The organism is Pseudomonas sp. TWRC1-2, assembly GCF_049896685.1.
Lineage (GTDB): Bacteria > Pseudomonadota > Gammaproteobacteria > Pseudomonadales > Pseudomonadaceae > Aquipseudomonas.
Genome location: NZ_JAFCUU010000008.1, coordinates 155040 through 178055, shown reverse-complemented (window position 1 = coordinate 178055; position 23016 = coordinate 155040). Strand labels below are relative to the sequence as shown.

Genomic DNA, 23016 nt, shown 5'->3' with positions numbered 1-23016 from the left:
TGGTTTTTTCCGTTAAAGCCCCAGTATTGGGGCTGTCTTTTGATCGCCGCCACCCGCCAACACATTGGCCTTCTGGTACTGGCCGTGATGGATTCCGAGACGCGAGACGTCGAATCCGTTCTCAGCGATTTCAAACGCTGCCTCAATACCTACGAGCTCTGGGTCGAAAGCTACGTCAGCTTTTCGGCACTGGATGTCGATCAGGTCTTCAAAGTCGGGGATGAGGCGGCACTCGTCGCGCCGATCAACCGCCCCGTCCTGCCCAGCTCGGCCGTTGCGGCCTGCACGCAAGACGGCACCCTGACTCTGGTGCACATGTTCCATGGATTCCCGATTTGTACCCCTCGGCAACACGCCAGTGGTGTTGCAAATCATCGACTCCCATGAATGCCCTACTCGAACGACTTAAACACTATAAGAGAGAAGCAGCCTCTGAAAAAACAATACAAGACCATTAAAGACCTGCCCCTAACATTACATATACTTCGACAGCCTCGCAGCACACATACTTTCTACAGCGATAATCTGATTGGATCGCATGCATTTCTTTTGAGGGTGACATTTATTTTTCAAATCTATCATTTCCTCCAAACCCATAAAAATCAAACTATAATAATAGGACCCCGCAGATTGATTCGATCAAGAACAATAAAGACTAACTCCATAGAAAATTTGGTCACCGATTATCTAGCGCGAGTGAAAAGCGCAACAGCTCTACTTGAGGACTCATTCGGAGTCAAAAATATCCTGGGTCTATGGCGCTCTAAAAAAATCCCCCAGCGAGGGCCAGTCACCGCCGGCGTAACCTACGAACTACATGGAATTGATTGCTGTGTTTACTTATCCGAAATATGTATCGACTTTGATTACGGCCCTGACGGAAGAGTCGACGGCTTCGACGCATGGCGACTGTACATGTACGCGTGCGAGTTGCCACACAAATACAAAAAATATACCAATAAAGAATTCTTGGAACGCGAATTCACTGAGTACCTAAAAGAGGGAAAAGCCAAAAAAATCGAAGGGTCCACATCTAATTTATACTTTATACAGCCTTGAAAAGCGTTGAAAGACTACCTCTAAATAGACTATTCGATCTTTACCTGTGGCGAGCGAGCTTGCTCGCGTTGCGTTGCGTTGCGTTGCGCAGCGCAGCAGCAGCCCCAACAAGGGCGACGCGGTTCTACAGCCAAGTCCGCGTCGCCAGTTTCGGGCCTGCTGCGCAGCCCAACGCAGGGCAAGCCTGCTCGCCACAATAAGCCTTCTCATCACAATAAGCCTGCTCATCACAATAAGCCGGTTCATCACAACAAACCTACTCACCCTATACCCAGGTTCACCCTCAAAAAATGAGTGAACCCGGCGCCCCAATCATCGCTTCGAGAGCTCCATAATCATCCGGCTAAGCAGGTAAATCCGCGGCGCTACACTCTCCACTTCCGCATATTCCTCTGGGGTATGGATGTTGCCACCGACAATCCCGAACCCATCCAACGTCGGCGTGCCAACCCCGGCAGACAAGCTGGCATCCGCTGCCCCGCCGCTGCCTTCGATGGTCAACTTACGCCCCAACTCCCCGTAAATCCCTTGGGCGATTGCGACCAACTTGTCCGACTCCGGCGTCTGCGGCATTGGCGGTAAACCGCGCAGCAAACTGGTCTTCACTTCAGTGTCCGGAATCAACTTATTCGCCGAAACACGGGCCAGGTCCTTCTCGATCCGGTCGAACTCTTCCGGCAATGCCGCACGTACGTCCGCCTTGGCCGTCGCTTGGTCGGGGATGACGTTGACGCGGTCGCCGGCCTTGAGCACGGTGAAGTTGATGGTGGTTTTCTTCTCTTCGTCGCCCAGTTTGCCCAGTTGCAGGATCTGGTGCGCCGCTTCCATCGCGGCGTTGCGGCCCAGTTCCGGGGCGACACCAGCGTGGGCGGCTTTGCCTTTGACTTCGACCACGGCGGTGGCGCTGCCTTTGCGCCATACCACCAGGCCGTCGGCTGGGCGGCCGGGCTCGAGGTTGAGGGTGACGTCGTGGCCTTTGGCGGTGGTGCGGATCAGTTCGGAGGCGGCGTCAGAGCCGGTTTCTTCGCTGGCGTCGAGCAGGAAGGTGATTTGTGCGTAGTCCTTGAAGCCCTGGTCTTTGAGCACCTTCAGCGCATAGATGCCAGCGACTATGCCGCCCTTGTCATCCATCACGCCGGGGCCATAGGCGCGGCCGTCCTTGATGTGGAACGGGCGTTCGGCGGCCGAGCCCTCCTTGAACACCGTGTCCATGTGGGCCATCAGCAAAATCTTGGCTTTGCCGGTGCCTTTGAGGGTGGCGATCACATGGCTGTTGTTGGCGGCTTTGTCCGGCACCAGCTCGATGTTGAAACCAAGCTGCTTCAATTCTTCTACGGCGATGTCGCGCACTTGGGTCAGGCCGGGCTCGTAGCCGGAGCCCGAATCGATATTCACCAGGCGCTCAAGCAGTTTCAGGGCGGGGGCCTTGTACTGTTCGGCGCCGGCCTGGATCTGTTTATGGGGTTCGGCGCTGTAGGCCGGCGCAGCGAAGGACAAGGCCAGGGTCGCGGCCAGGAGGGTACGAGAGAAGGTGAAGAGCATGGACCGATCCTTGATTTTTTGTTGAGAGGTGCGCCGCCACCCTACCCCACTAGACCGATCGCAACCAACTCCCTTGCACTGAACTCACACGGTTGCGCCCGCTGCTCTTGGCCTCATACAACGCCTGGTCGGCGTCGTTGAGCCAACTGGTCGAATCCGCATGCGCAGGTTGATACGGCGCCAGGCCAATGCTCAAGCTGGCGCGCAGTGTCGGGTCTTGGGTGTACGCCAAGGCGTTGAAGCGATCGCGCAAGGCGTCCATTACTTCGGTGGCGCGGTGCAGGGGCATGTCCGGCAGGATCACGCAGAACTCATCGCCGCCATAGCGCCCGGCAAGGTCGGCGGTGCGCAGGTTCTGTCGCAGCACTTTGCTCAGTTGGCGCAGCACGATATCGCCGGTGACGTGGCCGTAGGTGTCATTGATAGTCTTGAAATGGTCGATGTCGATCAGCGCAATGGCGGCGCCCACCTGCTCTGTGCGGCAGCGTTGAAACTCGATCTCCAGGTGGTCCTTCCAGGCACCGTGGTTAAGCAGGCCGGACAGGCTGTCGGTGCGGCTCAGCGCCAGCAACTCGCGTTTGTGCCGGGCGAGGGTCACGGCCTGGCGATAGCAGATCCAGCCCAGGGCCAGCGGGTACACCATCAGAATCGGCAAGCAGGCGTAAAGCTGGGTTTCAGTGGTGACGGCGATGAACGCCGGGGCGAACACCAGCAACGACGCGCCAACACCCAAGGCCTGCGCCACCCAGCCCGCCAGCATAAAGCGCGGCCCGCCAATGGCGACGTTGTTCATGGTCATCATCGACAGCGTGGTGACACTGGGCAGCGGGTTGAAGTGCATGGCACCGACCCAGAACCCGCCGCAAAAGGAATCAAACAGCAGGTTACGGCGCTCGCTGCGCAGTGAGTTGCTGGCGCGGCGCGACCACAGATAGGCCATGTGCGGCCAGACAAAGGCGTTGATCAGCATCCACGCCCACACCCAAGGCGGGGGATGCAGGGGAAACATGCCAAACACCACGCACACAAAGCCGAGCGTCAGCCCCAGCGTGCGCGACTTATACAACCGTGAAGCGAGCGGAAGTCCATTTCCTCCGGCGGTTGACATGGCTTGATGTGATCCTGGATGAATGCCTGGAGTCTATCAGGGCGACGTCAAATCGCCACTACCGCTCATAAGCCTGCGGGTAGCGCCCCTCAGTGCGAAAAACCGCGCGCCAGCATCAGCGCCACACCCAGCAACAGCACTGCCGTGACCCGTTGCAGCAACACTCGTCGCCTGGGGTTTTCCAGCACGTGCTTGATGCGCTGGCCGAAATAGCAATACAGGCAGCCGCTGGCAAACTGCAACGACAAAAAGGTAAGCCCGAGGATGGCGATATCTGCCGCGCGGCTGTGCCCTCCCGCCCCGGCAAACTGTGGGAACACGGCGCTGAACATGATGAGGGTCTTGGGGTTGGAAAACCCGGTCAGCAAGCCCTTGCCGAACAGGCTGCGCGCGCCCTCCGCGGCAGAGTCCCGGTTGATCGATACGCCGCTGCTGGTCCACTGCCGGTAGGCAAGGTAGAGGATGTAGGCCACACCCACCAACTGGAGGGTCTGGGTGATGGCAAGGTTGCCCTTGATCAATTCCGAAAAGCCCACGGCAAAGATCAGGATCGAGATCAGGTACGCCACACTGGCGCCGATCTGCGCCGGGATCGAGCTGCGCAGGCCGTCCTTCAAACCCAGGCTCAACAGCAACAGGGTCATCGGGCCGGGGCTGAAGGTCATGGTGGCGCAAAACAGCAGAAAGTAGAGAAACGAAGAAAGCGTCAACGTACTTGTCATGAGCCCAAACCCGGATTGGAAGAAACAACGGCGAAGGCGCGCGCCAGGTCGGCCAGGGCGGCCTGCGCACTGTGGTGACAGGTTTCAAAGGCCACCAGGCCTTTCCAGTTCGTCTCGACGATAGCCTGCAGCACCTCGGCGTACGCGCAGTTGTCGGCGTGGTGCCCCTCCTTGTGGTTGCTGAAGGAAATGCCCTTGATCAGCGCGGGGTACTTGCGCACCACTTGCGCGGGCAAGCCGCTGTCGAGGCGGGCGTGGCCGGCGTCGAGCAAGCAGTACACATTGCTGTGCGCTTGCAGGTGCTCGAACACAAAGGCGAATTGCGCTTCGTGGGTGAAAATCCGGTAGTTGACGTAGTTGGACAGACTCTCCAGGTAGATATCCGTCCCCTTGGCCTCGGCATATTGCGCCAGCTCCTTGACCGATTTGAGGTAATGCTCCAGGGCAATGTCCCTGGCCTCCAGCACCCTTTGCGGCCCGACGATGCAGCCGCCGTGGATGATCAACGGCGCGCCCAGACGGCTGGCAACATCAACCTCTCTTTCCACGTATTCCACCGCCGCCGCACGAAAAGCTCCGACATCGCTGCCCAGCGGCGCCTTGAAGTTACTGTGAAATATCGGCTGAACACCGCTGGCCGCGATCTTTTCCTGCAGGCGGGCGATGCGCGCATCAGTCCAGTCCTCGACCCTTTCACCTAACAGGCTGGCGTCGATGTACCAGTGGCTGTAGCCCCCTTCAATGGCGCTTTGCAGGCCCTTTTCGGCCCCCAGGTATTTATGCTGGGCCACCCCCAGGCAGAACGGCGCGCCGGGGTTGATCAGTTGGCTTTCCATCACGTAATCCCTGTCATTGATGGCCCGCAGTCTAGAGCGGCAGCCTTGCACAGGGCAGGTAAAGTGAGGCCTAATCCGGCCGAACTTTACCGGTAACAATGGCCGGTAAAATCATCGGCAAATACCAGGAAGGTTTATGTTTGTATACGCCATCGCCTTTGTTGACGGCACACCCAAGGTTCAGCAGATTGTCGACGCGTTCAGCCACGCCATCGAGCACGGTGAATGGGCGCCGGGCAGCAAATTGCCGTCGGTGCGTGAATTGACCCAGACCCTGGGCGTGAGCAAATTCACCCTCAATGAAGCACTGGACCGCCTGCGCGGGCGCAACCTGCTGACCTCCAGCCAGGGTCGTGGCTACTTTGTGGCGATGGACAGCGCCCGCCCCACCGCGATGACCTGGGTCGACCTGTTACCCCAAGACCTGCTCAGCGTGTTGCGCCGCCCCTTGGTCACCGCCGGCGGCGAGCTGCGCCCCGGCAGCGGGCACTTGCCGGAGGACTGGCTGAACAACGACGCTATCCGCCAAGCCCTGCGCAGCGTAGTGCGCGCGCCGTCGTTGCGCATCGCCGGGCTGGGCGCGCCGGCCGGGCTGTTGCCGCTGCGCCAGGCGCTGCAACAAAAACTGCACAGCGAAGGCCTGTCAGTGCCGGTGGAACAAATCATCACCACGCCCAACACCGTGCAAGGCCTGGACATGCTCATGCGCCTGCTCGCACGCCCCGGCGACACCGTGCTGCTGGACGCGCCGTGCTACTTCAACTTCCACGCCAACCTGGCCTTGCACGGCGTCAAAGTGGTGACCCTCGAGCGCCGCCCCGACGGCTTTGACTTCGCTGCCCTTGAGGCGCTGCTGGCCGAACACCGCCCCAGTCTGTACCTGACCACCAGCGTGCTGCATAACCCCACCGGCCACTCCTTCAGCCCCAGCCAGGCGTTTCGCCTGCTGCAACTGACTCAGCACTACCACTGCCATATCGTCGAGGATGACCTCTACGGCGACCTGCACCCCAACCCGCCACCGCGCCTGGCCGCTCTCGCCGGGCTGGACCAGGTCACGTACCTGTCAGGTTTCTCCAAGATCCTCAGCGCCAACACCCGCGTCAGCTATGTGGTGGCCGCGCCGCAACTGGCGGCGAACCTGACCAACATGAAGTTGATGAGCGGCGGCGTGACCTCAGAGCTGTTCGAACAGCTGGTCTATCGCATGCTCAGCGAAGGCAGCTACGCCAAGCACCGCAAGCGCATGGTGCAACGGTTGATGGAGTGCGGCGGGCGCGTCGAGCAATGGCTCAAGCGTTGCGGGTGCGAGCTGCCGATGGCGTACGAGGGCGGGATGTTTATCTGGGCGCGGCTGCCGCAGGGAGTGGACGGCGAACTGCTGGCCCAGCAAGCGTTGAAACACAGCATGGTTCTGGCGCCGGGCGCCTTGTTCGGTTACGACCCGGCGCACCTCAATTCGATGCGTTTTAATGTCGCCCACAGTGATGAACCACGCGCGCAGCAGCTATTCGAGACGCTGCTGCTCAAGGCCGTGCGCGCCCCTTGAGCATGCCGTGGTGGACTTGCCGGTGCCGGTCTCGCCATTGATCAACACCGGCGCTTCGCTGGGGCCGACGCGTTTCAAATAATCGAGCCGTTGCAATGAGCGCGGCTCGGAAAACATCAGGGCCATGTTACGGACCGACCGCGGGGCTTTTTCGCCCTGGGGCAAAGTCAGGATCGGCGGTGCGCCAGCGACCTCACACAGCGATCCCCCAGGCTTTGCACGCCCTGCACCAGCACCACCAGAACGATGACCGTGACCACCATGATCTGGTTGTTGAAACGCTGATAACCATAACGAATCGCCAGGTCGCCCAGCCCGCCGCCACCGATCACGCCAGCCATGGAGGAAAAGCCGATCAGCATCACCAGCGTCAGCGTCACCCCGGCCACCAGCGCGGGCAAGGCTTCCGGCAGCAGCACTTTGAGGATCACATGACGCACGTCACCGCCCATGGCAACGATGGCTTCTATGCGCCCCTTGTCCACTTCATCCAGGGCGGTCTCGACGATGCGCGCAAAAAATGGAAAAGCGCCAATCGTGATCGGCACCACGGCCGCCGTACTGCCCAATGTGGTGCCGACGATCAGGCGCGTCAGTGGGATCAACGCGATCAGCATCACCACAAACGGCAATGACCGCCCCAGGTTGATCACGGCGCCCAACGCCCGGTTGAGCCGTGGCAAAGGCAACAAGCCGCCGCGTCGGCTGATAAACAGCACCACGCCCAGCGGCAAGCCGATCAACAGCGTGAACATGCCCGCCAGCAGCACCATGTACAGGGTTTCGCCGGTGGCGTTGAGCAGCAGTTGAACAATCTCGTTCCAGTCGGTTTTCATACGGCCCTCACCACCGGCAGGCTTGGCGCCAGCGAACGGCCCAGGTGCGATGCCGGGTCGGCTTGCAACTGCAGCAGCGTGCCGCTTTCCACCACGCGTCCATCGGCCAGCGACACCGCGCTGTCACAGATGGCCTTGACCACCTCGAGTTCATGGGTGATCAACACGATGGTCACGCCCAGCTGCCGGTTGATGTCGCGCAACAACTCAAGAATCGACGCGGTGGTTTGCGGGTCCAGCGCGCTGGTGGCCTCATCCGACAACAGATACGTCGGACGCGCCGCCAATGCACGGGCAATGCCCACGCGTTGTTTCTGCCCGCCGGAGAGCTGCGAAGGAAACGCCTCAGCCTTGTCACTCAAGCCCACCAACGCCAGCAACTCGGCCACCCGCGCCGCGCGCTCAACCTTGGGCACCTTGGCGATTTCCAGCGGCACCGCGACGTTGCCCGCCACCGTGCGTGAATGCAGGAGGTTGAAGCCCTGGAAGATCATGCCGATGCGCTGGCGTTGCTCGCGCAGTTGCCTGTCGCTCAGTTGGGTCAGGTCCTGGCCGTCCAAAAGGATGCGCCCGAAGGTGGGCCGCTCCAGCAGGTTAAGGCAGCGCAGCAAGGTACTTTTACCCGCCCCGCTGCGGCCGACAATGCCAAAAATCGACCCGTCGTTTATCCGCAACGACACGTTATCCAGGGCCGCCGGCTGGCCGTCGGCGTAGGTTTTGCTGACGCCCTCGACGACGATCATTCGGCCGCCACCGGAATCACCGAGCCCGCGTATTTTTCGCTGATGAACTTGGCCACTTCCGGCGAGCGCAGGTCCTTGGCCAGTTGCTTGATGCGCGGGTCATCCGCGAGTTTTGGTGTGGTCACCAGGATATTCGCGTAAGGGTTGCCCTCGGCTTTCTCCAGGCCCAAGGCGTCTTTGGCCGGCACCAACCCGGCTTCCAGGGCAAAGTTGCCATTGATCACCGCCAGGTCCACATCGTCCAGCGCGCGCGGAATTTGCGGCGACTCGATCTCCAGAATCTTCAGGTGCTTGGGGTTCTCGGCGATGTCCTTGGGCGTGGCTTGCTCCCTGGACGCGTCATTGAAACCCGGCTTGAGCGTGATCAGGCCATTGGCTTGCAACAGGTACAGCGCGCGGCTGAGGTTGGTGACGTTGTTCGGCACCGCCACCGTGCCTTTGTCCGGCACCTGGGCGAAACCGGTATGGCGATGGGAGTAAATGCCCAGCGGTTCGATATGCACCGTAGCAGCCACCGCGAACTTCTGCCCGAGCGCCTGCTCCTGAGCATTGAGAAACGGCAGGTGCTGGAAGTAATTGGCGTCGACATCACCGTGCGCCAGCAACTCGTTGGAGTTCACGCCGCTGGGAATTTCGATGATCTTCAAGTTCAGGCTCGGGTCGAGCTTCTGCACGTATTCGAGGATCTGCGCATGGGGAATCGGGTCGGCGGCGACGCGCAACGCATCGGCGGCCGACACGCTCAATGAGGCCAGCAACGCCGCCAGGGTAAGTGCAGATGTCTTCAGCATGGTGATCTCCTGATCAGGCGGACAGTGCGTGGGGAAGTGTGGCGTCGGCATAGAAACGTTGGGCGACATCCGGGTGCGAGCGCAGACGGCCCTTGAGGTAATTCCAGCCGACATCGCGCAGCAACGGGTTGCGCGGGTCGCTGGTCGGCCCGTGGGCATCGCGCAGCAGTTCGGGTGCCAAGTCATACACCGGCACTACCGCATCCAGCTGCGCACCGAGAAAAAACGCCAGGGACAAACGCTCGCTGCCCACCGGCGGCGACACCACGCGGTGCACGGTGGCGCGCAAGTAACCGTTGCTGGCCAACTCGAGCAGTTCGCCGATATTCACCACCAGCGTGTCGGGGCGCGGCGACGCGTCGATCCAGCGGCCCTCCTCCACCTCCACCTGCAAACCGGCCTGCTCGTCCTGCAGCAGAAAGCTCAAAAAGCCGGAGTCCTTGTGTGCGCCCACGCCCTGGCGACTTTGTTGCGCGTGGCGGCCGGGGTAGCGGATCAGTTTGATGTGTTCGTTGGGTTGGTCACCGTACAGTGCGTCAAAGGCCTGCTCGGGCAACGACAAGGCTTGGGCGAAGGCGCGTAGCAAGCGCAACGCCATTTGCGTCATTGCCTGCTGCCAGGCCAAAACCAACGGCTTGAGTTCGGGCAAGGCGGCTGGCCATTGGTTCGGGCCTTGCAGGCGGGCCCACGCGGCCGGGTGTTGATCCGCGTTCAGTGGCTCGCGTTCGGCGCCGACATCAAACTGTTCACGCAGGTCCGGCTGGCCGCGGGTGATCTCCGAAGCGGCGCGGTTGTAGCCGCGAAAGTGCGGCGAGTTGAGCATACCGACCGCCAGTTTGTCGGCCTCGGGCAAGGCAAAAAATGCGCGCGCCTGCTGCTGCACCTGAGCCAGCAGCGCCGGGTCGATGCCGTGGCCGTTCAGGTAGAAAAAGCCGATCTGCCGCGCGGCAGCGCGCAACGCATCGAGAAATTCGCCGCGTTGCTGAGGCGTGCCGTCAAGCTGCGACAGATCCAGCAGCGGCAAGGTGGTGACTGATTGCAGCATCGGCGGCTCACTCCATAAGCATCTTGGGTTGGAGCAACCAAGCTAAACGATCTTAAAAAACCTTAATAAATACCTTTTTAGCATTAGCTTAGGCACGCAGGTGAACGACGCCGGACGCTGGCCTGTCGGTTTTTTTGCCTCGCTGTGTATCTCGTTATCGCCAGATACACTGCAATACAAAGGGCACAAGGCAAACCCTGCGGCGATGGCTAGACTGCGGCCCATGAGCATTTAACGAGGAACGCAGCATGGACCATGTCGACCATATCCTGATCGTCGATGACGACCGCGAGATCCGCGAGCTGGTGGGCAATTACCTGAAGAAAAACGGCATGCGCACCACAGTAGTCGCCGATGGCCGCCAGATGCGCAGTTTCCTCGACACCACCCCGGTTGACCTGATCGTGCTGGACATCATGATGCCCGGCGACGACGGTTTGCAGCTGTGCCGCGAGTTGCGGGTGGGCAAGCACAAAGCCACGCCGGTGCTGATGCTCACCGCGCGCAACGATGAAACCGACCGCATCATCGGCCTGGAAATGGGCGCCGATGATTACCTGGTCAAACCCTTCGCCGCCCGCGAACTGCTGGCGCGGATCAACGCCGTGTTGCGGCGCACGCGCATGCTGCCGCCGAACCTGGTAGTGAGTGAAACCGGGCGGCTGATTCGTTTTGGCCGTTGGCGGCTGGACACCACCGCCCGCCACCTGCTCGACGAAGACGACACGCTGGTGGCCTTGAGCGGCGCCGAATACCGCCTGCTGCGGGTGTTCCTCGATCACCCGCAGCGCGTGCTCAACCGCGACCAATTGCTCAACCTGACCCAGGGCCGCGACGCGGATCTGTTTGACCGTTCCATCGACCTGCTGGTCAGCCGCCTGCGCCAACGCCTGTTGGATGACGCACGTGAACCGGCGTATATCAAGACCGTGCGCAGCGAAGGGTATGTGTTTTCCCTGGCGGTGGAAATCCTTGGAGCCACGCAATGAAATGGCGCTTGGGTTGGCCGCGCACGCTGGCGTCGCAGCTGTCGCTGATCTTCCTGATCAGCCTGGTGTGCGCCCATGGGTTGTCGTTCAGTGCGCAGTTCTACGAGCGCTATATCAGCGCGCGCACCGCGATGCTCGGCAACCTGGAGAACGACGTGTCGACCTCGGTGGCAATCCTCGACCGCCTGCCCGCCAACGAGCGCGCCAGTTGGCTGCCGCGTATCGACCGCCAGAACTACCATTACCTGCTCAATGCCGGCGAGACCGGTGAGCCGATGAGCAGTGACGACATGCCGATGGCCGCCACCTCGATTGCGGATGCGCTGGGCGAGCAGTACGCGCTGACCTTTCGCACCATTCCCGGCCTGCAGAAGCACTTCCAGGCGCACCTGACCCTGGCCGATGGCAACCCGATCACCCTCGACGTACGCCCGGCCGCCCCGCCCGTGGCCTATTGGTTGCCGGTGGTGCTGATCCTGCAATTGGCGCTGTTGCTCGGCTGCACGTGGTTGGCCGTGCGCCTGGCGATTCGCCCGCTGACGCGCCTGGCCCGCGCGGTGGAAACCCTCGACCCGGACGCTCATCCGACGCCGCTGGACGAACACGGCCCGACCGAAGTGGCCCACGCAGCGGCAGCGTTCAACCAGATGCAACAACGCATCGCCGAATACCTCAAGGAACGCATGCAGATCCTCGCGGCGATTTCCCACGACCTGCAAACGCCGATTACCCGCATGAAACTGCGCGCTGAGTTCATGGAAGATTCTGCCGACCGCGACAAGCTCTGGAGTGACTTGGGGGAAATGGAACACCTGGTGCGCGAAGGCGTGGCCTACGCGCGCAGCGTGCACGGCGCTACCGAATCCAGTCATCGCATCAACCTCGACGCGTTTCTGGACAGCCTGGTGTTTGATTATCAAGACATGCACAAGCAGGTCAGCATCAGCGGTAAAAGTGCGCTGGTGCTCGACACCCGCCCTCACGCCTTGCGGCGGGTGCTGGTGAACCTCTTGGACAACGCGCTGAAATTCGCCGGCAGCGCAGAACTGGCAGTCGGCTCGACGCCAACCGGGCAGCTGTCGATCAGCGTATTGGACCGCGGACCGGGGATTGCCGAGGACGAACTGGTGCACGTCATGCAGCCGTTTTATCGGCTAGAAAGCTCACGCAATCGCGGCACCGGCGGCACCGGGCTGGGCCTGGCGATTGCGCAGCAGCTGGTGGTGGCGATCGGTGGCTCGCTGACCTTGAGCAATCGCGCGGGCGGTGGGCTGTGTGCGCAGATTCGTCTGAGCCTGTAGCTCACCGCTTAATGCACGTTACTAATAAATAAACCGAACAATAATTCAATATTTTAATACTTAGGTTAGAACCAACAGGCATTTTACAGACCCGACTCCCGCCCTTACTTTTGAGCCGAGTGACCGACCCCACGCCCGGAGGAGGAGGTGTTGATCCCGTACCTGACAAGGACTGACCATGAGCATTGAATTCATCGGCTATATCGGCGGCCATCACGCCTCTGAGATCCACCCGCGCAGCGGCCCGACCCTGCAACCGGACTACGTCGAAACCGTGGCCCGCGCCCACGAAGAGGCCGGCTTCGACCGCGCCCTGGTGGCCTTCCATTCCAACAGCCCGGACAGCACGCTGATCGCCGCGCATGCCGCCAGCGTGACCCAAAAGCTGCAGTTCCTGATCGCGCACCGCCCCGGTTTCGCCCAGCCCACGCTGGCTGCGCGCCAGTTCAGCACCCTGGATGTTTTCAACGGCGGGCGCACCGCCGTGCACATCATCACGGGTGGCGATGACCGCGAACTGCGCGCCGATGGCAGCCACATCGGCAAGGACGAACGCTACGCGCGCACCGACGAGTACCTCAGCGTGGTGCGCCAGGAATGGACCAGCGAGCAGCCCTTCGATTTCTCGGGCACGTACTACCAGGTGCAAGGCGCGCACTCGACGGTGAAGTCGCCGCAGCAGCCGCACATTCCGCTGTATTTCGGCGGCTCTTCCGCGGCAGCGATTGCGGTGGCGGGCAAACATGCCGACGTGTATGCGCTGTGGGGTGAAACCTATGAGCAAGTGCGCGAAGTGGTGACTCAGGTGCGTGCCGAAGCGGCCAAGCATGGGCGCACGATCCGCTTCAGTTTGTCGTTGCGCCCGATCCTCGCCGAGACCGAAGAACTGGCGTGGGCGCGTGCCGAGACAATCTTGCAACAGGCCACGGCGCTGGCTGAAAAGAACGGATTCGTGCGACGGGAACCGCCGAACGAAGGCTCACGCCGCTTACTGGCAGCAGCGGCGCAAGGCTCGCGGCTGGACAAGCGGTTGTGGACCGGGATTGCCGGGCTGCTTGGCGCCCAAGGTAACTCCACCTCACTGGTGGGCACCGCCGAACAAGTCGCTGAAGCGTTGTTGGATTACTACGACCTGGGGATTACCACCTTCCTGATTCGCGGCTTCGACCCGCTCAATGATGCAATCGACTACGGCAAGCGCTTGATTCCACTCACCCGCCAATTGGTCGCAGAGCGCGAGCAGGCCAAGCAGGTCGCGTAAACACAGCTCCCACAGGAAAGCGAAGCACTGCGGTTCTGGCAGTTAAACTCGGTCAACTTGTGGGAGCGGGCTTGCTCGCGAAGGTGGTGTGCCAGTGACACATGAGCTGCCTGAACCACCGCATTCGCGAGCAAGCCCGCTCCCACATTTGGGTCTCTTTGCGTCAGGTAGATGGGTTTCGTTTGTACTCGGTCAACTTGTGGGAGCGGGCTTGCTCGCGAAGGCGGTGTGCCAGTGACACATGAGCTGCCTGAACCACCGCATTCGCGGGCAAGCCCGCTCCCACATTTGGATCTCTGTGCATCAGGTTAGATGGGTGTCGTTTGTACTCGGTCAAAGGTGGGAGCGGGCTTGCTCGCGAAGGCGGTGGACCAGTGACACATGAGCTGACTGAACCACCGAATTCGCGGGCAAGCCCGCTCCCACATTTGGAGCTCTGTGCGTCAGGTAGATGGGTGTCGTTTGTACTCGGTCAAAGGTGGGAGCTGGCTTGCCTGCGATGGCATCAACCCGGTGTACCTGATGGACCGAGGTGCCTGCATCGCAGGCAAGCCAGCTCCCACAGAAAGGCCAAGCCGTGCGGTGCTGGATGCTGAACGCGATCAACTTGTGGGAGCGGGCTTGCTCGCGAAGGCGGTGTGCCAGTGATACATGAGCTGACTGAACCACCGCTTTCGCGAGCAAGCCCGCTCCCACATTTGGAGCTCAGTGCATCAGATAGAGGTGTGTTGCTGTGCTTTTGATCCGCTTTTGCTTCTACCACTCAGGTCGGCTACTAGGCCGCCGTGCTCTGCTTTTGATCTTGCTTGTGATCTGACAGGCCCCGTCAACCACGCTGGCCGAACGCAGGCTTGAATCCGTGGGTAACCCGGCAGGACGCCGGGTTAGCCGCGTTGGGCCATGGATGGCCCGTCGCGGCGGCCCACGGATTCAAGCCGGAGTGAGGGAACACCGAGCCTAGGCGAGGTGCCGAGTGGTGGGGCAAAGACCTTTTGGTTACTTTTGGGGCGTTTGCCAAAAGTGACCCGCTGTAAGAGCGGAACCGCCAGCCGCCGTTACCGCAGCAACGGATATGCCCCCAATCTACCCAAACAAGCCCCCACACCGCCGCCAACGTCAGTTTTTATACTCGGTATCCGTACGCTCCAACTGCCGAACCAACGCATCCCAATGCCGCGCCACACCCGGCCCGGCCCCGTTGCTGAACACCTTGGCCTGCTCTTCAACCTTGGCCACCACCTCCGCCGGCGGGAAGATCAACTGCGCATTACCGCCCGCCTGCGCCGCCACCTGAATATTGCACGCACGCTCCAGCCCCTGCAGTTGCTGAAACGCATGCTCAACGCTCACCCCCGCCGTCAACAACCCATGGTTACGCAAAATAATCACACTCTTGTCCCCCAGGTCCGCCACCAACCGCTCACGCTCGTCCAGGTCCAGCGCCACGCCTTCATAGCCGTGGTACGCGATACGCCCGGAGAACGCGATGGAGTGCTGGGAAATCGGCAACAGACCGTCCTTCTGCGCCGACACCGCAATACCGTCACGGGTATGCGTGTGCAGCACCGCTTGCAGGTCATGCCGCGCGCCGTGAATGGCGCTGTGAATCACATAGCCTGCGTAATTGATGCCCAGGCCCGTAGGGTCGTCGACAATCGTGCCGTCAAGGTCAACCTTGACCAGGTTGGACGCGCTGATTTCATCGAACAACAAGCCAAAGGCATTGATCAGGAAATGCTCATCCGGACCCGGCACGCGGGCCGAGAAGTGCGTGTAGATGTGATCGGTCCACTTGTACAACGCCGCCAGCCGATAGGCCGCAGCCAGTTTGACGCGCACCTCCCACTCTTCAGGCGACACGCGCTGGCGGACGTTGCTGGAAACGCTGGATAGAGAGGTGACGCTGCTCATGGCAAAACTTCCTGGATGGCCTTAAGGACTTCCAGGCAGCCTAGGGGATGCCGAAAAATAATAAAAAGCACATTTTAATCTAAGCTAATTATTATTCTTTTTTATAAAAATCACGTCCCTCGCTCAGGCCGCGTTGCGGATCTTGTGCAGCGAGTCCGCAACCAGCTTGCCGAATGCATCCACCGGCCCCTGCAGGTTGCCGAGAAAATGCGGATAGATCAGCCACAAATCCATCACTGGCTTGAAATCCTTGAGCGGCATGACCGCCAGCTGCTCACGGTGAGCGCTGCGCTCCAGCAAAGGCCGCGGCACCAGCCCCAGGCCCAAACCGTCTGCCACCAACCCCAATTGCAATTCGGTGCCGAAGGTTTCCAGGTTCACCCGCAATGCCAACCCCTGATCAGACAAGGTGCGCTGCAAGCCGGCGCGGAAACCGCAGCCATCCGGGTTCAGAATCCAGCCGTTCTGGTACACATCGGCCAACTTGCACGGCTTCTTCGGCAACTGCGCCTTGGCACACACCACCACCAACTCCATCTTGCCGATGGACTCACCGACGATGTTGTCCGGGAAAATCTTGCCCGCCGGAAACAGCGCCACCGCCGCGTCCAGTTCACCGCGCTCGATCTTGCCGACCAGTTGGCTGCCCCAACCCGTGGCGACCTGGGTGCGCAGGTCGGCGTATTCGGTGCGCAGGTGCTTGAGCGCATCGAGCAGCACCACGTCGCCAATGGTCTGCGGCACGCCCAGGCGCAATACGCCAGTGGGCGGCGCATCGGTGGCCACCAGTTCGCGCAGGGCATCCATTTCACGCAGGATCAGCCGGCATTGTTCATAAACACGCGTACCGATCAGCGTAGGCTTGAGGGGCTTGGTGTTGCGGTCGAACAGCTCCACGCCCAGCGCCTGCTCGAAGTTCTGCACACGGCGGGTAATGGCCGGCTGGGTCAGTTGCAACGACTCAGCGGCATGGCTGATGGACTGGCAACGAATCACTTCGACAAAGGCATCGATATCGTCAATTTTCATTTGGGCCGCACATAGAGAACAGTCATTAAGATGTGTGCGAAGCATAGTTGCAGGAACGCTGCATGGATAGCCCGCGCTGTGATCGATAACGTCTAACGCTAGTCAGAGCGGTTCTAAATTACCTAAAGCTATAAGCTAATCATTAAAAAATAGCATATTAACTATAAACATTATGCTTATATAAACCCATTACACCCTCCCCGTTAAAGCAGCGATGGAAGTGCCATGACCCAGGCCCGACACCCCGAGAGACTCAGAGCCTTTATAGGCGCCCTGGCGGAATTGATCGACGGCAATCCACGCGAAGGCGACCTGCTGCACCGCGGCGGCAAGCTCTTGGCGCAACTGGTCAGCCACGATGACTGGCTGCCCGACGAATACGCCCAACCCGACCCCGCGCGTTACCAGCAATTTCTGCTGCATGCCGATTCGCGCCAGCGCTTTTGCATCGTCAGCTTTGTATGGGGGCCGGGGCAAAGTACGCCGATTCATGACCACCGGGTGTGGGGCTTGATCGGCATGCTGCGCGGCTCGGAATTTTCCCAGGGCTTTGGACGCGCACCCGACGGCCGCCTCGTTGCCGAGGGCAAGCCGATTCAGTTGGTGCCGGGTCAGGTCGAGGCCGTGTCGCCCAAGGTCGGCGATATCCATCAGGTCAGCAATGCCCACAGCGACCAGGTGTCGATCAGCATTCATGTGTACGGCGCCAATATCGGTGCGGTACGCCGCGCGGTGTATCAGCCCGACGGCAGCGAGAAACTGTTTATCTCCGGTTATTCCAACGCCTACCTCCCGAACATCTGGGATGTGTCCAAAGAAAAGAGCCCTGCCCTATGACCACCGTATCGAACCGCAGCTTCACCCAGATCCGTCAGGCCCTGTTGGACCGTGAAGAAGTCGCCCTGATCGATGTGCGCGAAGAAGCGCCGTTTGCCGAGTCGCACCCGCTGTTCGCTGCAAATATTCCGCTGTCCAAACTGGAGCTTGAGGTGTACGCGCGCATTCCACGGCGCGATACCCAGGTCACCGTCTACGACAACGGTGAAGGGCTGGCGCAGCGCGCTGCCGAGCGCCTGGTTGCGCTGGGCTACACCCAGGTCGGCCTGCTTGAAGGTGGGTTGGACGGTTGGCGCCGTGCCGGTGGTGAACTGTTTAACGACGTCAATGTGCCCAGCAAAGCGTTTGGTGAGCTGGTCGAGAGCGAGCGCCATACGCCGTCCCTGGCCGCCGAAGAAGTCCAGGCCCTGCTCGACAACCAAGCCGACGTGGTGGTGCTCGACGCGCGCCGCTTCGACGAATACCAGACCATGAGCATCCCCACCGGCATCAGCGTGCCCGGTGCCGAGCTGGTGCTGCGCGCCCGTGAACTGGCGCCGGACCCGTCCACACGCATCATCGTCAACTGCGCCGGGCGCACGCGCAGCATTATTGGCACTCAATCGCTGATCAACGCTGGCATCGCCAACCCGGTGTCGGCGCTGCGTAACGGCACCATCGGCTGGACGCTGGCCGGGCAGAAACTCGCCCACGGCCAGTCGCGGCGCTTTGCGCCAACCCGCGAAGAACACCGCCAGATCGCCGCCCGGGACGCGCGCCGCGTGGCCGATAAAGCTCGCGTCGGCCGCGCCACTCTGGCTGACCTGCAACGCTGGCAGCAGGAACCGCACCGCACCACGTACCTGTTCGATGTGCGCACCCCGGAAGAATTCGAAGCCGGCCACCTGCCCGGCGCACGCTCCACACCGGGCGGCCAGCTGGTGCAGGAAACCGATCACGTCGCCAGCGTGCGCGGTGCGCGCCTGGTGCTGGCGGATGACGACGGCGTGCGCGCCAATATGTCCGCCTCCTGGCTCGCGCAACTGGGCTGGGAAGTGCATGTGCTCGACGGCCTGCAAACGGCGCACTTCAGCGAAACCGGTGCCTGGGTAGCCCCCGTACCGGCGCCGCAGCAAGCCGAGTTGATCAGCCCGCACACCCTGGCGCAGTGGCTCGCCCACGGCGACACGGCGGTGCTGGATTTCACCCCCAGCGTCAATTACGTCAAGCGCCACATCCCCGGCGCCCACTGGGCACTGCGGGCGTATTTGCCCGAAGCGCTGACCAAAGTGCCGCCTGCCGAACGTTATGTGCTGACCTGCGGCACCAGCCAGCTGGCGCGCCTGGCCGTGGCCGAAGTCGAGGCGCTGACCGGCAAACCGGTGTTCCTGCTGCAAGGCGGCACCACCCACTGGATCGCCGAGCAACTGCCGCTGGAAACCGGTGAAACCCACCTGGCCTCACCGCGTATCGACCGCTACCGCCGACCCTACGAAGGCACCGACAGCCCCAAGGAAGCCATGCAGGCGTACCTGGATTGGGAGTTCGGCCTGGTCGACCAGCTGGCCCGCGACGGCACCCATGGTTTCTATGTGATCTGAGCCACCTTCACGCCTGCCCCGAATCGGGGCAGGCCGCACCGACCCCTTTCCAGGCGGAGGTAACCCACACCTTTTCGAACTGTCTGGAATCTACCGCTCATGACCTTTACCCCTGCGTTCAAACGCCTGTTACTGGGCACCGCCCTCGCCTTTGGCCTGCTCACCACCGCCCAGGCCGCCGACCTGCAACCGCTGCGCGTGGCCAATCAAAAATCCACCATCAAGGCACTGCTGGAAGCCTCGGGCGAAACCCAAAACGTCCCCTACACCCTCCAATGGTCGGAATTCCCCTCCGCCTCGCCGTTGGGCGAAGCCCTGAATGCCGGCGCCGTGGATGTCGGTGCGCTCGGCGATGCGCCCTACGTATTCGCTCTGGGCGCCGGCGCCTCGCTCAAAGTGGTCAGCATCATCCACGCCGAAGGGCGCAACACCACCGCCCTGGTGGTGCCCAAGGATTCGCCGATCAAGACGGTGGCCGACCTCAAGGGCAAGAAAATCGTCACCGGGCGCGGTTCCATCGGCCACTACCTGGCGATCAAGGCCCTGGCCAGCGCGGGGCTGACCACCAAGGATGTGCAATTCATTTTCCTGCTGCCCGCCGAATCGCGGCTGGTGCTCGATAACGGCACCGTCGACGCCTGGGCCACGTGGGACCCGTACACCACGGTGGTCACCTCACAAAGCCAGGCCAGGGTGCTGGTCAGCGGCAACCAGCTGCTGAGCAACCACCTGTATTTTGCGGCCACCCACCAGGCTATCAGCGAAAAACGCGCGCAACTGAACGACTTTGTCGCCCGCGTCGATCGCGCTTATGCGTGGGCCAACGTACACCCCAATGAATACGCTGCCGCCCAATCGAAAATCACCGGCCTGCCATTGGCTGTGCACGTCGAGGTGGCCAAAGACACTCATCTGAGCCCCGTGGTAATCGACGACAGCGTGATCAGCGGCCTGCAAGCCACGGCCGACACCTATCAGAAGGAAGGCCTGCTGCCCAAGCACATCGACGTGTCGCAGGGTTTCGACAAGAGCTTTAACGCCGAGCGTTTTCCCACTTCCCAAGCATCGCGCTAAGCAAGGAGCGACACATGAGCAAGCCAGATCAATTGCAGCCACGCCATTTGAAGCTGGGCGCCATGGTGCACGGCGTCGGTCACGGCTGGGGCGAATGGCGTCACCCGCAGGCGCAACCGAATGCCAGTACGAATTTTGCTTTCTACCAGCAGCAGACTGAGTTGGCCGAAGGCGCCAAATTCGATTTCGTGTTCATCGCCGACAGCCTGCATATCCACGCCAAATCCAGCCCGCATTACCTCAATCGCTTTGAGCCATTGACGATTCTCTCGGCCCTCGCCGCGCTGACCACGAACATCGGCCTGGTCGCCACGGTGACGGTCAGCTACACCGAGCCTTATCAGGTGGCACGCCAGTTCGCCTCGCTGGACCACATCAGCGGCGGCCGCGCCGGTTGGAACGTGGTCACCTCATGGCTCAGCGGCACCGCCGACAACTTCGGCAAGGCCGAGCACCCACCGCATGCCGTGCGCTATCGCATCGCCAAGGAACACCTCAACGTGGTCAAGGGCCTGTGGGATTCCTGGGAGGACGACGCCTTTGCCTACAACAAGCAAAGCGGCGAGTTTTTTACCCCGCAAAAGCTGCATGCGCTGAACCACACAGGCGAGTTCTTCTCGGTCAAAGGCCCGCTCAACATCGCGCGTTCGCGCCAGGGCCAGCCGGCGATTTTCCAGGCCGGCACCTCGGAAGATGGGCGCAACTTTGCGGCGCAAAACGCCGATGCGATTTTCGTGCACGTCGAGAAAATTGAAGAAGGCAAAGCCTACAGCGCCGATTTGAAGCGCCGCGCCAAAGGCTTCGGGCGTGACGCCAGTAGCCTGTCGATCCTGCCGGGTATCCGCCCGATTGTCGGGCGTGACGCCGCCGAGGTGGAAAACCGCTATCAGCAGGCCGTGGACCTGGTCACCGTGGAGGACGCCATTGTCGCCCTCGGCCGCCCGTTCAACGACCACGACTTCAGCCAATACCCGCTGGACGAACCCTTCCCGGAACTCGGCGACCTGGGCGCCAACAGCCAGAAAGGTGGGTCCGAGCGCATCAAGCAACTGGCCAAGGACGAAGGCCTGACCCTGCGCGAAGTGGCCCTGCGTTTCTCGCGGCCCAAACGCGATTTTGTCGGTACCCCGGAGCAAGTCGCCGATGCGATCCAGACCTGGTTCGAAACCGGCGCCAGCGATGGTTTCATCATCAACTCGGTGCTGCCGGATGGCTTGCAGTACTTCACCGAGCTGGTGGTGCCGGTGCTGCAACAGCGCGGCTTGTTCCGTACCGAATACACCGGCCACACCCTGCGCGACAACCTTGGGCTGGACGTGCCGGTCAACCGTTACAGCGTCGCCACCGAGGTCGAAGAACAACAGGAGGCGCTGGCATGAGCGAGTCCCTCAACCGTCAGTTAGCTGAGCTGCATGCCGAACGTGTGGCCACCTGGGCGCCGGCGGCGTTGCAGGTGGTGGAGCGCGTGTTGGGCCAACAGCCTGTGCGTATCGCTATCTAAGACCACAATTTCCATGTGGGAGCGGGCTTGCTCGCGAAAGCGGTGTGTCAGGAAACCTATTCATTAACTGAACCACCGCATTCGCGAGCAAGCCCGCTCCCACATTTTTGACCGAGTACATGCTCATGACGTCCCAACCGTCCTTACGCTCCGTGAAAGTCGCCAACTTCGAAGCCTTGCTCGAACGCCTCAGCGCCGAGCTGGCGAGCACTGCGCACCTGTACGACGCCAGCGGCGCCTTCCCCCACGATAACTTCAAGCTGTTGCATGACCACGGCCTGGTCGCCCTCACCGTGCCCAAGGCCTTGGGCGGCGGCGGTGCCAGCTTGCCCCAGGCGCGCAAGGCGATCAGCGCGATTGCCAAGGGCGAGCCCTCCACCGCGCTGATCCTAGTGATGCAGTACCTGCAACACACGCGCTTGCAAGACAGCAAGACCTGGCCCCAGCACTTGCGCGTGCACGTCGCCGAAGACGCAGTGCGCAACGGCGCGCTGATCAATGCGTTGCGTGTCGAACCCGACCTGGGCACCCCGGCGCGTGGCGGCCTGCCGGCGACCACCGCCGTGCGCACCGCCGAAGGCTGGCGCATCAGCGGGCGCAAGATTTACTCCACCGGCAGCCATGGTCTGAGCTGGTTCAGCGTATGGGCGCGCAGCGATGACGCCGACCCGCTGGTGGGCGCCTGGCTGGTGCCTAAAGACAGCCCCGGCGTGAGCATCATCGACACCTGGGACCACCTGGGCATGCGCGCCACCTGCAGCCATGAAGTGGTGCTCGACAACGTGCTGGTGCCGCTGGACCACGCCGTCAGCGTGAGCCCCTGGAGCGCACCGCAGCCAGAGCTGGATGGCGATGGTTTCCTGTGGATGTCGGTGTTGCTGTCCTCGGTGTATGACGCCGTGGCCCAGGCCGCACGGGACTGGCTGGTGCAATGGCTGGAAGAACGCAAGCCATCCAATCTGGGCGCAGCGCTGTCGACCTTGCCGCGTTTTCAGGAAACCGTCGGCCATATCGACACGCTGCTGTTTGCCAATCGCAGCCTGCTGGATGCCGCCGCTGAAGGCCACACACCGGCCGCGAATGCCGCGCAGTTGAAGTACCTGGTGACCGGCAACGCGATCCGCGCCGTCGAGTTGGCCATCGAAGCCTCGGGCAACCCCGGCCTGTCACGCCACAGCCCGCTGCAACGCCATTACCGCGACGTGCTGTGCAGCCGCGTGCATACCCCACAAAACGACGCCGTGCTGCAAGGCGTCGGCAAAGCTGTGTTCGCCCAACGTGGCCCAAAATGAATAAGGAGCG

The 23016-nt window shown here is 61.5% G+C and carries 23 protein-coding genes; 12 read left to right on the top strand and 11 right to left on the bottom strand.

The features are described 5' to 3' along the window. The first annotated feature begins 39 nt into the window (after positions 1-39). Complete coding sequence (locus ACP7B3_RS22610; RefSeq protein WP_426180912.1) at positions 40-387, top strand: hypothetical protein; 348 nt, start codon at positions 40-42, stop codon at positions 385-387. Then, a complete protein-coding gene (locus tag ACP7B3_RS22605) occupies positions 388-1059 on the top strand; it encodes a DUF6896 domain-containing protein (protein WP_426180910.1) in 672 nt (223 codons plus the stop codon). 312 nt (positions 1060-1371) lie between these two features. On the opposite strand, the gene ACP7B3_RS22600 is transcribed toward ACP7B3_RS22605, so the two are convergent. The 4 genes from ACP7B3_RS22600 to ACP7B3_RS22585 form a co-directional block, all read right to left on the bottom strand. After that, positions 1372-2601 carry a M20/M25/M40 family metallo-hydrolase gene (locus ACP7B3_RS22600; RefSeq protein ID WP_426180908.1) on the bottom strand — a complete coding sequence of 410 codons (1230 nt, stop codon included), beginning with the start codon at positions 2599-2601 and terminating at the stop codon, positions 1372-1374. A 49-nt stretch (positions 2602-2650) separates the two neighbouring features. After that, positions 2651-3709: a diguanylate cyclase gene (locus ACP7B3_RS22595; protein WP_426180906.1), complete on the bottom strand. Its 1059-nt coding sequence runs from the start codon at positions 3707-3709 to the stop codon at positions 2651-2653. An 89-nt stretch (positions 3710-3798) separates the two neighbouring features. Continuing rightward, on the bottom strand, positions 3799-4431 hold the full coding sequence (locus ACP7B3_RS22590; protein ID WP_426180904.1) for a LysE family translocator: 633 nt from the start codon (positions 4429-4431) through the stop codon (positions 3799-3801). Further along, complete coding sequence (locus ACP7B3_RS22585; protein WP_426180902.1) at positions 4428-5267, bottom strand: sugar phosphate isomerase/epimerase family protein; 840 nt, start codon at positions 5265-5267, stop codon at positions 4428-4430. Before ACP7B3_RS22585 ends, ACP7B3_RS22590 begins: the two co-directional genes overlap by 4 nt. 136 nt (positions 5268-5403) lie before the next feature. Between ACP7B3_RS22585 and ACP7B3_RS22580 the strand changes: the two genes are divergently transcribed. Further along, a complete protein-coding gene (locus ACP7B3_RS22580; RefSeq protein WP_426180900.1) occupies positions 5404-6816 on the top strand; it encodes a PLP-dependent aminotransferase family protein in 1413 nt (470 codons plus the stop codon). On the opposite strand, the gene ACP7B3_RS22575 is transcribed toward ACP7B3_RS22580, so the two are convergent. Genes ACP7B3_RS22575 through ACP7B3_RS22555 form a run of 5 tightly spaced genes read right to left on the bottom strand, consistent with a single transcriptional unit; the run spans position 6775 to position 10231 of the window. Next, entirely contained in the window at positions 6775-6942 is a 168-nt protein-coding gene (locus tag ACP7B3_RS22575) for a sigma 54-interacting transcriptional regulator (RefSeq protein WP_426180898.1), read from the bottom strand. The two genes, ACP7B3_RS22580 and ACP7B3_RS22575, sit on opposite strands and share 42 nt — an antisense overlap. A gap of 41 nt (positions 6943-6983) precedes the next feature. Continuing rightward, positions 6984-7652 carry a methionine ABC transporter permease gene (locus ACP7B3_RS22570; protein WP_426180896.1) on the bottom strand — a complete coding sequence of 223 codons (669 nt, stop codon included), beginning with the start codon at positions 7650-7652 and terminating at the stop codon, positions 6984-6986. Beyond that, a complete protein-coding gene (locus ACP7B3_RS22565) occupies positions 7649-8395 on the bottom strand; it encodes a methionine ABC transporter ATP-binding protein (RefSeq protein WP_426180894.1) in 747 nt (248 codons plus the stop codon). The genes ACP7B3_RS22570 and ACP7B3_RS22565 overlap by 4 nt, the downstream gene beginning before the upstream one ends. Further along, positions 8392-9186: a MetQ/NlpA family ABC transporter substrate-binding protein gene (locus ACP7B3_RS22560; protein WP_145165817.1), complete on the bottom strand. Its 795-nt coding sequence runs from the start codon at positions 9184-9186 to the stop codon at positions 8392-8394. The genes ACP7B3_RS22565 and ACP7B3_RS22560 overlap by 4 nt, the downstream gene beginning before the upstream one ends. 13 nt (positions 9187-9199) lie before the next feature. Continuing rightward, positions 9200-10231, bottom strand: coding sequence for an isopenicillin N synthase family dioxygenase (locus tag ACP7B3_RS22555; RefSeq protein WP_426180892.1), 1032 nt, complete (start codon positions 10229-10231; stop codon positions 9200-9202). A gap of 248 nt (positions 10232-10479) precedes the next feature. On the opposite strand from ACP7B3_RS22555, the gene ACP7B3_RS22550 reads away from it, so the two are divergent. The 3 genes from ACP7B3_RS22550 (at position 10480) to ACP7B3_RS22540 (ending at position 13782) form a co-directional block, all read left to right on the top strand. After that, positions 10480-11220 (top strand): response regulator, encoded by a 741-nt coding sequence (locus tag ACP7B3_RS22550; RefSeq protein ID WP_426180890.1) that lies wholly within the window; start codon positions 10480-10482, stop codon positions 11218-11220. After that, positions 11217-12521 (top strand): ATP-binding protein, encoded by a 1305-nt coding sequence (locus ACP7B3_RS22545; RefSeq protein WP_426180888.1) that lies wholly within the window; start codon positions 11217-11219, stop codon positions 12519-12521. Before ACP7B3_RS22550 ends, ACP7B3_RS22545 begins: the two co-directional genes overlap by 4 nt. A gap of 178 nt (positions 12522-12699) precedes the next feature. Further along, positions 12700-13782 carry an LLM class flavin-dependent oxidoreductase gene (locus tag ACP7B3_RS22540; RefSeq protein ID WP_426180886.1) on the top strand — a complete coding sequence of 361 codons (1083 nt, stop codon included), beginning with the start codon at positions 12700-12702 and terminating at the stop codon, positions 13780-13782. A 1116-nt stretch (positions 13783-14898) separates the two neighbouring features. Here the strand turns inward: ACP7B3_RS22540 and ACP7B3_RS22535 are convergent. Beyond that, complete coding sequence (locus tag ACP7B3_RS22535; protein WP_426180884.1) at positions 14899-15693, bottom strand: class II aldolase/adducin family protein; 795 nt, start codon at positions 15691-15693, stop codon at positions 14899-14901. A gap of 123 nt (positions 15694-15816) precedes the next feature. Beyond that, positions 15817-16722, bottom strand: coding sequence for a LysR family transcriptional regulator (locus ACP7B3_RS22530; RefSeq protein ID WP_124417080.1), 906 nt, complete (start codon positions 16720-16722; stop codon positions 15817-15819). A 225-nt stretch (positions 16723-16947) separates the two neighbouring features. Between ACP7B3_RS22530 and ACP7B3_RS22525 the strand changes: the two genes are divergently transcribed. The 6 genes from ACP7B3_RS22525 (at position 16948) to ACP7B3_RS22500 (ending at position 23006) form a co-directional block, all read left to right on the top strand. Beyond that, entirely contained in the window at positions 16948-17559 is a 612-nt protein-coding gene (locus tag ACP7B3_RS22525; protein ID WP_145166214.1) for a cysteine dioxygenase, read from the top strand. Continuing rightward, on the top strand, positions 17556-19139 hold the full coding sequence (locus ACP7B3_RS22520; protein ID WP_426180882.1) for a rhodanese-related sulfurtransferase: 1584 nt from the start codon (positions 17556-17558) through the stop codon (positions 19137-19139). The genes ACP7B3_RS22525 and ACP7B3_RS22520 overlap by 4 nt, the downstream gene beginning before the upstream one ends. A 99-nt stretch (positions 19140-19238) precedes the next feature. Then, positions 19239-20213, top strand: a complete 975-nt coding sequence (locus ACP7B3_RS22515) for an ABC transporter substrate-binding protein (protein ID WP_426180880.1) — start codon at positions 19239-19241, stop codon at positions 20211-20213. A 14-nt stretch (positions 20214-20227) separates the two neighbouring features. Then, positions 20228-21592 (top strand): LLM class flavin-dependent oxidoreductase, encoded by a 1365-nt coding sequence (locus tag ACP7B3_RS22510; RefSeq protein WP_426180878.1) that lies wholly within the window; start codon positions 20228-20230, stop codon positions 21590-21592. Next, complete coding sequence (locus ACP7B3_RS22505; protein WP_256676539.1) at positions 21589-21714, top strand: hypothetical protein; 126 nt, start codon at positions 21589-21591, stop codon at positions 21712-21714. The genes ACP7B3_RS22510 and ACP7B3_RS22505 overlap by 4 nt, the downstream gene beginning before the upstream one ends. A 119-nt stretch (positions 21715-21833) precedes the next feature. Further along, positions 21834-23006 carry an acyl-CoA dehydrogenase family protein gene (locus tag ACP7B3_RS22500; protein WP_426180876.1) on the top strand — a complete coding sequence of 391 codons (1173 nt, stop codon included), beginning with the start codon at positions 21834-21836 and terminating at the stop codon, positions 23004-23006. The last annotated feature ends 10 nt before the right edge of the window (positions 23007-23016 follow it).

Coding starts and splice junctions, on each gene's coding strand:
- ACP7B3_RS22570 (WP_426180896.1), bottom strand. CDS start 7,652: ATGAAAACCGACTGGAACGAGATTGTTCAACTGCTGCTCAACGCCACC.
- ACP7B3_RS22600 (WP_426180908.1), bottom strand. CDS start 2,601: ATGCTCTTCACCTTCTCTCGTACCCTCCTGGCCGCGACCCTGGCCTTG.
- ACP7B3_RS22540 (WP_426180886.1), top strand. CDS start 12,700: ATGAGCATTGAATTCATCGGCTATATCGGCGGCCATCACGCCTCTGAG.
- ACP7B3_RS22525 (WP_145166214.1), top strand. CDS start 16,948: ATGACCCAGGCCCGACACCCCGAGAGACTCAGAGCCTTTATAGGCGCC.
- ACP7B3_RS22535 (WP_426180884.1), bottom strand. CDS start 15,693: ATGAGCAGCGTCACCTCTCTATCCAGCGTTTCCAGCAACGTCCGCCAG.
- ACP7B3_RS22595 (WP_426180906.1), bottom strand. CDS start 3,709: ATGTCAACCGCCGGAGGAAATGGACTTCCGCTCGCTTCACGGTTGTAT.
- ACP7B3_RS22520 (WP_426180882.1), top strand. CDS start 17,556: ATGACCACCGTATCGAACCGCAGCTTCACCCAGATCCGTCAGGCCCTG.
- ACP7B3_RS22605 (WP_426180910.1), top strand. CDS start 388: ATGCCCTACTCGAACGACTTAAACACTATAAGAGAGAAGCAGCCTCTG.
- ACP7B3_RS22585 (WP_426180902.1), bottom strand. CDS start 5,267: ATGGAAAGCCAACTGATCAACCCCGGCGCGCCGTTCTGCCTGGGGGTG.
- ACP7B3_RS22590 (WP_426180904.1), bottom strand. CDS start 4,431: ATGACAAGTACGTTGACGCTTTCTTCGTTTCTCTACTTTCTGCTGTTT.
- ACP7B3_RS22575 (WP_426180898.1), bottom strand. CDS start 6,942: ATGGCCCTGATGTTTTCCGAGCCGCGCTCATTGCAACGGCTCGATTAT.
- ACP7B3_RS22500 (WP_426180876.1), top strand. CDS start 21,834: ATGCTCATGACGTCCCAACCGTCCTTACGCTCCGTGAAAGTCGCCAAC.
- ACP7B3_RS22530 (WP_124417080.1), bottom strand. CDS start 16,722: ATGAAAATTGACGATATCGATGCCTTTGTCGAAGTGATTCGTTGCCAG.
- ACP7B3_RS22510 (WP_426180878.1), top strand. CDS start 20,228: ATGAGCAAGCCAGATCAATTGCAGCCACGCCATTTGAAGCTGGGCGCC.
- ACP7B3_RS22505 (WP_256676539.1), top strand. CDS start 21,589: ATGAGCGAGTCCCTCAACCGTCAGTTAGCTGAGCTGCATGCCGAACGT.
- ACP7B3_RS22550 (WP_426180890.1), top strand. CDS start 10,480: ATGGACCATGTCGACCATATCCTGATCGTCGATGACGACCGCGAGATC.
- ACP7B3_RS22580 (WP_426180900.1), top strand. CDS start 5,404: ATGTTTGTATACGCCATCGCCTTTGTTGACGGCACACCCAAGGTTCAG.
- ACP7B3_RS22555 (WP_426180892.1), bottom strand. CDS start 10,231: ATGCTGCAATCAGTCACCACCTTGCCGCTGCTGGATCTGTCGCAGCTT.
- ACP7B3_RS22560 (WP_145165817.1), bottom strand. CDS start 9,186: ATGCTGAAGACATCTGCACTTACCCTGGCGGCGTTGCTGGCCTCATTG.
- ACP7B3_RS22515 (WP_426180880.1), top strand. CDS start 19,239: ATGACCTTTACCCCTGCGTTCAAACGCCTGTTACTGGGCACCGCCCTC.
- ACP7B3_RS22545 (WP_426180888.1), top strand. CDS start 11,217: ATGAAATGGCGCTTGGGTTGGCCGCGCACGCTGGCGTCGCAGCTGTCG.
- ACP7B3_RS22565 (WP_426180894.1), bottom strand. CDS start 8,395: ATGATCGTCGTCGAGGGCGTCAGCAAAACCTACGCCGACGGCCAGCCG.